Origin of the sequence: Pedobacter jamesrossensis, from assembly GCF_042650905.1 — a bacterium.
In the GTDB taxonomy this organism is placed as follows: Bacteria; Bacteroidota; Bacteroidia; order Sphingobacteriales; family Sphingobacteriaceae; genus Pedobacter; species Pedobacter jamesrossensis.
The window spans coordinates 18070-27401 of record NZ_JBHSBY010000112.1 but is presented as its reverse complement, the minus strand read 5'-3'; the positions used below and the strand labels follow the sequence as shown (position 1 = coordinate 27401).

The following is a 9332-nucleotide window of genomic DNA, read 5'->3' as shown; positions in this document are numbered from 1 at the left end:
TTAACCCTTCAGGTAGTATTAAAGATAGTATTGAAGTGTCCAAAATAATAATGTTGTACAAAATTAAATAAACTTCTCAACTCCCCAACTTTTTTGCTTGATCCAAGACCGACCAAGAGAAAAGCTTTTATTAAACGGCCAAATGCATTTCTCTGATGCAGAAAACTCATCGCAATTTTAATTGGTTCAGGCAATAAAAATGAAACAGCCGTTGATTTAAGGAAGCGAATTTAAGTTTCTACGGCAATAATCTAACAAAGTTAGCTAAAGCCTCAATTCCTGAACTTTCTAAATTTAAATGGATAGGTGAAGCAAGAGCAATTTGCATAGTTGCAGCACTCGAATTAGGATTGAGACGGAAAGAAAATCCTGAAGATGAAGTTATACAGGCTAGCGCATCGACCGACGTTTATAAATACCTTAATTCTTCTTCTTCGCATCTTAACCATTAAGAATTCTGGATACTACTCTTAAATAGATCGAACCACGGATTGTAGGTAAATTTCTAATTAGTAAAGGCGGTCAAGCCGGAACAGTTGCAGATCCAACAAATATATTTAAAACGGCGCTTGAAAATAATGCGCCATATTGTTTTGTCTAATTCCACCTGGTAAGTTAAAGTCCAGCGAAAGTGATAACAGATTAACAAGAGATGCTGTCGCATCTGGTTTAATGCTTGGTTTGTCAATGGTTGACCACCTTATTTTTACCGACAACGGTTATTACAGTTACCAGGATGAAGGTTTGATATAATCGGAAACAATAAAACAATTGTTACTTAACGTTAAATCAATATTGCAATTAAACAATTTTGTAATTTGGCCATATGAAAATTTCAACATCATTTCTAGTTATTTTTCTTTTTTCTATAGCTGCTATTGCGCAGAAAAAGGAAACCCCAATTAACATCATCACCTATAATATTCGATATAATAATCCTGGTGATGGGGTAAATGCATGGCCAAACAGAAAAGACAATGTTAAGGCATTAGTCAAATTTCACGATGCTGATATACTTTGTGTTCAGGAAGCTTTAGCCGATCAATTTGATGCGCTAAGTGAAAATACAAACTTCGATTTTGTGGGTGTCGGTCGCGATGATGGTAAACGTAAAGGAGAATTTTCTGCAATATTTTTCGATAAAACAAGGTTTGCAAAAAAAGATGGAGGAACTTTCTGGTTATCTGAAACACCAAATGTGCCATCGAAGGGTTGGGATGCGGTATTGCCAAGAATTTGTAGCTGGGTAAAATTATTTGATAAATTAAATAAGAAGGAATTTATTGTATTTAATACCCATTACGATCATGTAGGTGTTAAAGCCAGAATTGAATCAGCCAAATTAATTAAACAAAAAATACAGGAAATTGCGCCAAAATTACCTGTGATTTATACAGGTGATTTAAATGTTACTCCAGAAACAGATGCAATCGCAACAATAAAATCTTTTCTTCAGGATGCAAAAGAAATTACTGTTGAGCCACCTTATGGGCCTGATGGAACTTTTAATGCATTTGATTTTAACAGTGAATTAAAAAATCGCATCGATTATATTTTTGTAAATAAAGGTTTTAAAGTGCAGAAGTTTGCAGTACTTAGCGATAGTAAAGACAAAAAATATTTTTCGGACCACTTGCCTGTTTTTGTTAGGCTTTTCTTTAAATAATTATTGAGCACGAACCCCCTGTTTCCATTTAAATTTCAGTTTTTTGGTGAATATTACCATTACCATTACATTTTCGAAACACTATCATTTATAATAGGTGTTAGGATCTATTACTATCTAAAAAAAGGTAAGCTCGATCCAATTTCTGATGAAAACCGATTGTGGATTATGCTTGGAGCAATGCTTGGTGCGTTAATTGGCTCCAGGTTTGTCGCCATTCTCGAAACACCATCTCAATTAAATCACTTAACTTTCCTCACTCTTTATCAAAGTAAAACAATTATAGGAGGGTTACTCGGTGGTCTTTTTGGCGTTGAATTGATTAAGAAAATAATCGGTGTCAACATTGCCTCTGGCGATTTATATGTTACACCAATTATTATTGCCTTAATTATCGGTAGAATAGGTTGTTTTTCCATGGGAATTGATGAGCCAACTTATGGATTGCCAACCACTTTTTTTGTAGGAATGGATTTAGGTGATGGCATTAAAAGGCATCCAATAATGTTCTATGAAATATTGTTTTTAATAGCACTCCTAATGTTTTTTAGTTTTCTGAAAAACAAAGTGATGTTAAATGGCGATCGTTTTAAACTTTTAATGGTCTTATATTTTCTTTTTCGATTCCTCATCGAATTCCTTAAACCATACGAATCATTATTCTTAAATTTAAGTAGCATTCATTGGTCGGCATTGTTTATTTTTCTTTATTATTATAAATTCATAAAAAGGATATTTAAATCTACCCTCACTGAAAAAACTAAAGAATATGGCTAATACAAGAGATTATATTTATTACGATTATACAAAAAGCCTGTGTCCTGAATGCCTTATGCTTTGCGATGCAAAAATTGTTTTTCAGGATGCGAAGGTTTTTATGCTTAAAAACTGTAAAACACACGGAGATAGTAAAGTAATGATAGCTGATGATGTGGAGTACTATAAGCAGATAAGGAATTATAATAAGCAATCTGAAATGCCACTTAAGTTTAATACCAAAGTGCATTATGGCTGCCCTTATGATTGCGGTTTATGTACCGACCACGAGCAGCATTCTTGTTTAACAGTTATCGAAGTTACTGACAGGTGTAATCTTGCATGCCCCACATGCTATGCAATGTCTTCTCCAAATTATGGCAGGCACCGTACACTGGAAGAAATTGAGCGAATGATGGATGTTGTGGTTGCAAACGAAGGCGAGCCTGATGTTGTCCAGCTTTCTGGAGGCGAACCAACTGTGCATCCTGATTTTTTTGCTATCCTTGATTTAGCCAAAACCAAGCCCATCAAGCATTTAATGGTTAATACTAATGGGATTAGGATTGCCAAGGATATAAAATTCGTTGAAAAACTGGCTTCATATCAACCTGATTTCGAGATTTATTTACAATTTGATAGTTTTAATGCCGATGTTCTTACACGTTTAAGAGGCGAAGATTTAACGGAAGTTCGTAAGCAGGCAATAGCTAACCTTAACCAATTTAATGTTTCAACAACATTAGTTGTTACTTTGCAAAAAGGATTGAATGATGGTGAAATTGGTGATATAATAGATTACGCTCTGAAACAGAAATGTGTTCGTGGTGTTACGTTTCAACCTACACAAGTAGCCGGAAGAAATGATGATTACAACGACCAGGCCGGCAGAATTACCCTAACTGAAGTTCGTAGAAAAATTTATGAGCAGTATCCAACCTTTACACCACAAGATTTAATTCCTGTTCCATGTAATCCAGATGCGCTTTGCATGGCTTATGCTTTAAAAATCGGTGATGAAGTGATACCGATGACACACCTTATAAATCCGGAAGATTTACTAAACAACTCAAAAAATACAATCGTTTTTGAACATGATGAAAAGTTAAAGGAACACATGCTTAACTTATTTAGCACCGGCGTTTCGGTTGATTGTGCTGAAGATACTTTTGGCGAATTAATGTGCTGTTTACCCAGGGTGAAATCTGATAACTTAAGTTATGATAATCTTTTTCGTATTATTATAATGAATTTTATGGATCCTTTGGATTTTGATGTTCGGGCGGTAAAAAAATCTTGTGTCCATATTGTGAGCGAGAAATATAAAATTGTTCCTTTTGAAACCATGAATATTTTTTATCGTGATAATAAAATTGATACCATAAGGGCTGAACTAAATATGAAGTAATATGCTGTTTTTTTTTCTAATACTTTACGCGCTGGCAACAGTAGTTTTATTTGTAGTTGGTATAATTATGATGATTATTGCCTCCTCAAATAATACTTCTGTTAAACCAGGCCTTAAGCTGCTTATTGCTTCAGTAATTATGGTTTTAATTGGTTTTGGAGCATGTGCCGTTATTTTAGCAAATAGTTAATATGGAAGGTTTTGTTGTTTACTGGGTTATTGTATTGCTTCTTTTGGTTATTGGCATTATTCAACTCATTATAAAATCGGTAAAAAATCAGCCACTTAAACCCGCTTTAAGGTTAATTATTGCTTCAGTAATTATGTTGGTGATTGGAGCGGGTGCCTGTGCGATAATTCTGTCTAAGCTAAGTATTAGTCATTAATCAATTTATTCTGTCAAGATTTCTTGTTTAGCTTTCTGCTTTGGGCTTTAAATAATATCTTTGCGTTTTATAAAATTTGATTATCCATCAGGCTTTGCCTAGATGCCAGATATTCGCTACTTGATTCTCCAAAAATGAAAATATCATACAACTGGTTAAAACAATTCGTTAGGATAGATAAAACACCTGCAGAACTTTCTTTAATCCTGACAAATGTTGGTTTAGAGGTAGAAAGTGTAGATAAAGTTCAACCTGTAATAGGTGGATTAGAAGGTTTGGTAATTGGCGAGGTTTTAACTTGCGTACAACACCCCAATGCCGATCGCTTACGTGTAACTACAGTAAATGTTGGTGGTAAAGAAAATCTTCAGATTGTTTGTGGTGCGCCAAATGTTGGTGCCGGACAAAAAGTTGTGGTGGCTACAGTTGGCACAACGGTTTATCCATTAGAGGGCGAGCCATTTAAAATTAAAGAATCGAAGATTAGGGGAGAAGTTTCTCAAGGAATGATTTGTGCTGAAGATGAGATTGGCTTAGGTAAATCTCACGATGGAATTATGATTCTGGATGCAGATGCTGAAATTGGTATCGAAGCAAAGGCGTATTTCAAAATGGATGATGATTTCGTTTTTGAAATCGGGTTAACACCAAACCGTGCAGATGCGGCGTCGCATTTAGGTGTTGCAAGAGATTTGGCGGCCTATTTCAGAAGTGAATTTGAAATGCCAGATTTATCAGCTTTTAAAACGGATAACGAAAATTTAGTTATTCCGGTTGAAGTTGTAGATATTGAAGCTTGCCAACGTTATAGCAGTGTTACCATTTCTGGTGTAACTGTTGCAGAGTCGCCGGATTGGTTAAAGGATAAATTAAAAGTTATTGGTTTACGTCCGATTAACAATGTTGTAGATGTTACCAATTACGTTTTGCATGGTTTAGGTCAGCCATTACATGCTTTCGATGCAGATAAAATTGTAGGTGGTAAAGTTATTGTTAAAAAGGTTGCAGAAGGTACGCCATTCGTGACGCTTGATGATGTAGAACGCAAGTTAAGTGCCGAAGATTTGATGATTTGCAATGCAGATGCACCAATGTGTATTGCAGGTGTTTTCGGGGGTAAAACTTCTGGAGTTGATGCAAACACAAAAAATATTTTCTTAGAAAGTGCTTATTTCAATTCGGTTTCTGTTCGCAAAACCTCTAAAAGACATGGTTTAAAAACCGATGCTTCTTTCCGTTTCGAACGTGGTACCGATCCTGAAATTACCGTAACAGCTTTAAAATACGCCGCAATGTTAATTAAAGAAATTGCTGGTGGCGAAATCTCTTCATCAATTTCTGATATTTATCCTGTACATATTAAACCTTTCGAATTTGAGGTTAGTTACAAAAACATTAATAAATTAATTGGTACAAATATTCCATCGGCAGAAATTAAGCATATTATTACATCATTAGGTATTTCAGCAACTAATACTTCTGAGGATACACTTGCTTTAAGAGTACCTTCATTTAAGGTTGATGTTACCCGTGAGTGTGATATTACAGAAGAAGTTTTACGTATTTATGGTTACAACAATATCGAAATTCCCACTAAAGTAAATGCATCACTTTCTTACAGTTTAAAACCAGAGCGAGAGAACACACACAACACAATTGCCGATATGCTCACAGCTAATGGTTACGCAGAGATTCTATGTAACTCATTAACTAAATCAACTTATTCTAAAAATTTAGATGAAGCAGTTTATATTTTAAATCCATTAAGCAGCGATTTGAATGTAATGCGTCAAAGTATGTTGATGCCTGCATTAGAGAGTGTTGCATATAATCAAAACCGTAAAAATGCAGATGTTAAATTTTATGAATACGGTAAAACTTACCATTTAATTAACGAACAGTATGTAGAGCGCCCAAGATTATTACTTTTAATTTCGGGGGCGAAACAAAGTGAGCAATGGAACCAGAGCAGCAAATCATCCAGCTTTTATAATTTAAAATCGGCTGTTGATGCGGTGATGATAAGATTAGGCATTTCGACTTATCAATCAGACGCTTTAGTAGATGAAAATTTTGCTTACGGAATTAAATATTTTAGAGGCGATAAAACTTTAGTGAGTTTTGGTGCGGCAACAAAAGAAGATAGAAAAAAGGCTGATGTAAACGCGGACGTTTTTTATGCAGATTTTGACTGGGCTGCCTTGCTTGATATCGTAAGGAAAAATAAAATTGTAAATAAAGAAATTGCTAAATATCCGGCAGTAAGGAGGGATTTATCGATGCTTATTGATAAAAATATAACCTTTGATACGCTTAAAGGAATTGCTTTCAAAACCGATAAAAAATTAATTAAAGAAGTTGGTGTTTTTGATGTCTATGAAGGTGATAAACTACCGGAAGGTAAAAAATCTTATGCACTAAATTTTATTTTGCAAGATGAAGAGCAAACGCTTACAGATAAGCAGATTGAAAATACAATGCAGAAGTTAATTGCTAATTTAACCAGTCAAGCTGGTGCAGAAATTAGGAAATAAAATTTAAATTCGTATTTTTAGAAATAAATTCATGACTTCTGTTGCAGAACAATTAAGTACGGTAATACAAAAAACAACACGATTAATCGAGTTGTGTAACGCTTTACAAGAAGAAAATGATTTATTAAAGCTTGAAAATCAATCGTTAAAAGTTGCGCTTGATACTTCAAAAGGTAAGCATACCGACCTGGAAGAAAAACTAAGGGTTACTAAACTTGCTAAAAGTATTGAAGGCACAAGCGAAAAGTCGCTTGATATTAAACAAAAAATTAACGATTTTGTGCGGGAGATTGATAAAAGTATCGCATTACTTAAAAAATAGGTGATGGGAAAGAATCAGAAACTAAGCTAAACAATGGGAGAAATCTCTATTAAAATAACCATTTCCGACCGTATTTACCCACTAAAGGTAAACATGGAAGAGGAAGAAATTGTGAGACGGGCAGCAAAAATGATTAATGAGCGCATAAAAGACTATCAGGAAAATTATGCGGTCAGAGATAAGCAGGATCTACTCTCAATGTCGTTGTTGCATTATGCAACGGCAGCATTAAGAACAGAGAATAAAGTTCAAAACCAGGATACTGCTGTTGCTGATCAAGTTGAAGAATTGGATGTTTTACTAAATGATTTTTTTAAAAAATAAGGTACGTTCTTTAAAAGTTTTTGTCGTTCGGGTGTAAGCCAGAATTTATTAATTAATATGTTGAACTAACTTCAGCATAGCGAAAACTTATACATTAGCATTAAAACATAGCCGCGGCTAGTTTTTCGAGTTTCAAATTTTATAAAACTTAACACTTCAATATCTATAGGGTTAAGAGGGCGTATTTCATCTGCTATGGCACCTGAAAATGGCTTAAACCCTAATTATGCTTAGTTGAGGTTTAAAATGTATGAGACTTTAAAAAATTAGTTGCGGTTTTTTTTTACATAAAAAACAAAATGGAAGTAGTAGAAATATTAGGATACGTATTTGCCTTAATAGCCGGTTTAGGAATCGGCGTTGCAGTGGGAAGGTTCCTGTTGCGTAGTTTGCTTAAAAAGCAAGAAGTTGCGGCTCAGAATAAGGTTAAGAAAATTTTAAAAGACGCGGAAAACAACGCTGAGATTTTAAAAAAGAACAAGCTTTTAGAAGCAAAAGAGAAATTTTTGCAAATGAAAGCGGAGCATGAACAAGAAGTAAATGCGAAGAATAATACCATTAACCAACGTGAAAATACGATTAAACAAAAAGAACAATCAGTAAATCAGCGTTTAGAAAACTTTAATAAAAAAGAAAGTGAGTTAGATAAACAAAAGATTCATTTAGAAAAACAAACAGAACTTGCCGTTAAAAAGCAGGAAGAGGTTGAAGTTCTGAAAAATCAGCATCTTACGCAGTTGGAAACGATTGCAGGTTTATCAGCTGATGAAGCTAAAAATCAATTGGTAGAAAACCTGAAAGAGGTGGCTCGTACACAGGCCATGATTCAGATTAAGGATATTGTTGATGAAGCGAAATTAACAGCGAGTAAAGAAGCCAAAAAAGTTGTTATTCAAACCATTCAACGTACCGCAACAGAAGCTGCAATAGAAAACTCAGTTTCTATTTTCCACATCGAAAGTGATGAGATTAAAGGTCGGGTTATTGGTAGAGAAGGTAGAAATATCCGTGCTTTAGAAGCTGCTACTGGTATCGAGATTATTGTTGATGATACGCCTGAGGCAATTATTTTATCAGGTTTTGACCCGGTAAGAAGAGAAATTGCTCGTTTGGCTTTACACCGTTTGGTAACAGATGGTCGTATTCACCCGGCTCGTATTGAAGAGATTGTGGCGAAAACCAAAAAGCAAATAGAAGATGAGATTGTAGAAATTGGTGAACGTACGGTTATCGATTTAGGTATTCATGGTTTACATCCAGAGTTAATTCGTATGGTTGGCCGTATGCGTTACCGTTCATCTTACGGACAAAACCTTCTGCATCACTCGCGTGAGGTTGCAAATTTCTGTGCAACCATGGCAGCAGAATTGGGCTTAAATGCGAAGATGGCAAAACGAGCTGGTTTACTTCATGATATTGGTAAAGTGCCTGATGATAATCCTGAATTACCTCACGCAATTTTAGGAATGCAGCTTGCTGAAAAATATAAAGAACATCCTGAAATTTGTAATGCAATTGGAGCTCACCACGATGAAATCGAAATGACTTCTATGATTTCTCCAATTATTCAGGCTTGTGATGCTATATCAGGTGCCCGCCCAGGTGCTCGTAGAGAGGTTGTAGAAAGTTATATTAAACGTTTGAAAGATTTAGAAGAGTTGGCTTTATCTTATCCAGGTGTTGAAAAAACTTTTGCTATACAAGCAGGTCGAGAATTACGTGTTATTGTAGAAAGTGAGCGAATTACCGATGCACAGGCAGAGTTACTAGCTGCGGATATTTCAACTCGTATTCAAACAGAAATGACTTATCCTGGGCAAATTAAAGTTACCGTAATTAGAGAAACCCGTTCGGTAGCTTTTGCTAAATAAATAATTATACCGATTAAATAGATTTGTATTAGCGATGGATATCCCATCGCTTTTTTTATTTTTAC

The 9332-nt window shown here is 34.9% G+C and carries 10 protein-coding genes; all 10 read left to right on the top strand.

Going from position 1 to position 9332, the window contains the following annotated elements; genetic code table 11:
* Positions 1–588: 588 nt before the first annotated feature.
* The 10 genes from ACFOUY_RS11620 to rny all read left to right on the top strand — a co-directional run bounded on the left by ACFOUY_RS11620 (position 589) and on the right by rny (position 9267).
* Positions 589–753, top strand: coding sequence for a JAB domain-containing protein (locus ACFOUY_RS11620; RefSeq protein ID WP_378960798.1), 165 nt, complete (start codon positions 589–591; stop codon positions 751–753).
* Positions 754–826: 73 nt separating this feature from the next.
* A complete protein-coding gene (locus ACFOUY_RS11615; protein ID WP_378960797.1) occupies positions 827–1666 on the top strand; it encodes an endonuclease/exonuclease/phosphatase family protein in 840 nt (279 codons plus the stop codon).
* 3 nt (positions 1667–1669) lie between these two features.
* A complete protein-coding gene (locus ACFOUY_RS11610) occupies positions 1670–2443 on the top strand; it encodes a prolipoprotein diacylglyceryl transferase family protein (protein ID WP_378960796.1) in 774 nt (257 codons plus the stop codon).
* Positions 2436–3830: a radical SAM protein gene (locus ACFOUY_RS11605; RefSeq protein WP_378960795.1), complete on the top strand. Its 1395-nt coding sequence runs from the start codon at positions 2436–2438 to the stop codon at positions 3828–3830. The genes ACFOUY_RS11610 and ACFOUY_RS11605 overlap by 8 nt, the downstream gene beginning before the upstream one ends.
* A 1-nt stretch (position 3831) precedes the next feature.
* On the top strand, positions 3832–4020 hold the full coding sequence (locus ACFOUY_RS11600; RefSeq protein ID WP_378960794.1) for a hypothetical protein: 189 nt from the start codon (positions 3832–3834) through the stop codon (positions 4018–4020).
* A 1-nt stretch (position 4021) separates the two neighbouring features.
* Entirely contained in the window at positions 4022–4216 is a 195-nt protein-coding gene (locus ACFOUY_RS11595; protein ID WP_378960792.1) for a hypothetical protein, read from the top strand.
* A gap of 134 nt (positions 4217–4350) precedes the next feature.
* Positions 4351–6750 carry a phenylalanine--tRNA ligase subunit beta gene (pheT, locus tag ACFOUY_RS11590; RefSeq protein ID WP_378960791.1) on the top strand — a complete coding sequence of 800 codons (2400 nt, stop codon included), beginning with the start codon at positions 4351–4353 and terminating at the stop codon, positions 6748–6750.
* A 31-nt stretch (positions 6751–6781) separates the two neighbouring features.
* The gene (locus ACFOUY_RS11585; RefSeq protein ID WP_378960789.1) at positions 6782–7072 is read left to right on the top strand and encodes a hypothetical protein; all 291 of its coding nucleotides are present in this window, start codon (positions 6782–6784) and stop codon (positions 7070–7072) included.
* A 33-nt stretch (positions 7073–7105) separates the two neighbouring features.
* Positions 7106–7396, top strand: coding sequence for a cell division protein ZapA (locus ACFOUY_RS11580; RefSeq protein ID WP_378960787.1), 291 nt, complete (start codon positions 7106–7108; stop codon positions 7394–7396).
* Positions 7397–7695: 299 nt separating this feature from the next.
* Positions 7696–9267, top strand: coding sequence for a ribonuclease Y (gene rny / locus ACFOUY_RS11575; protein WP_378960785.1), 1572 nt, complete (start codon positions 7696–7698; stop codon positions 9265–9267).
* The last annotated feature ends 65 nt before the right edge of the window (positions 9268–9332 follow it).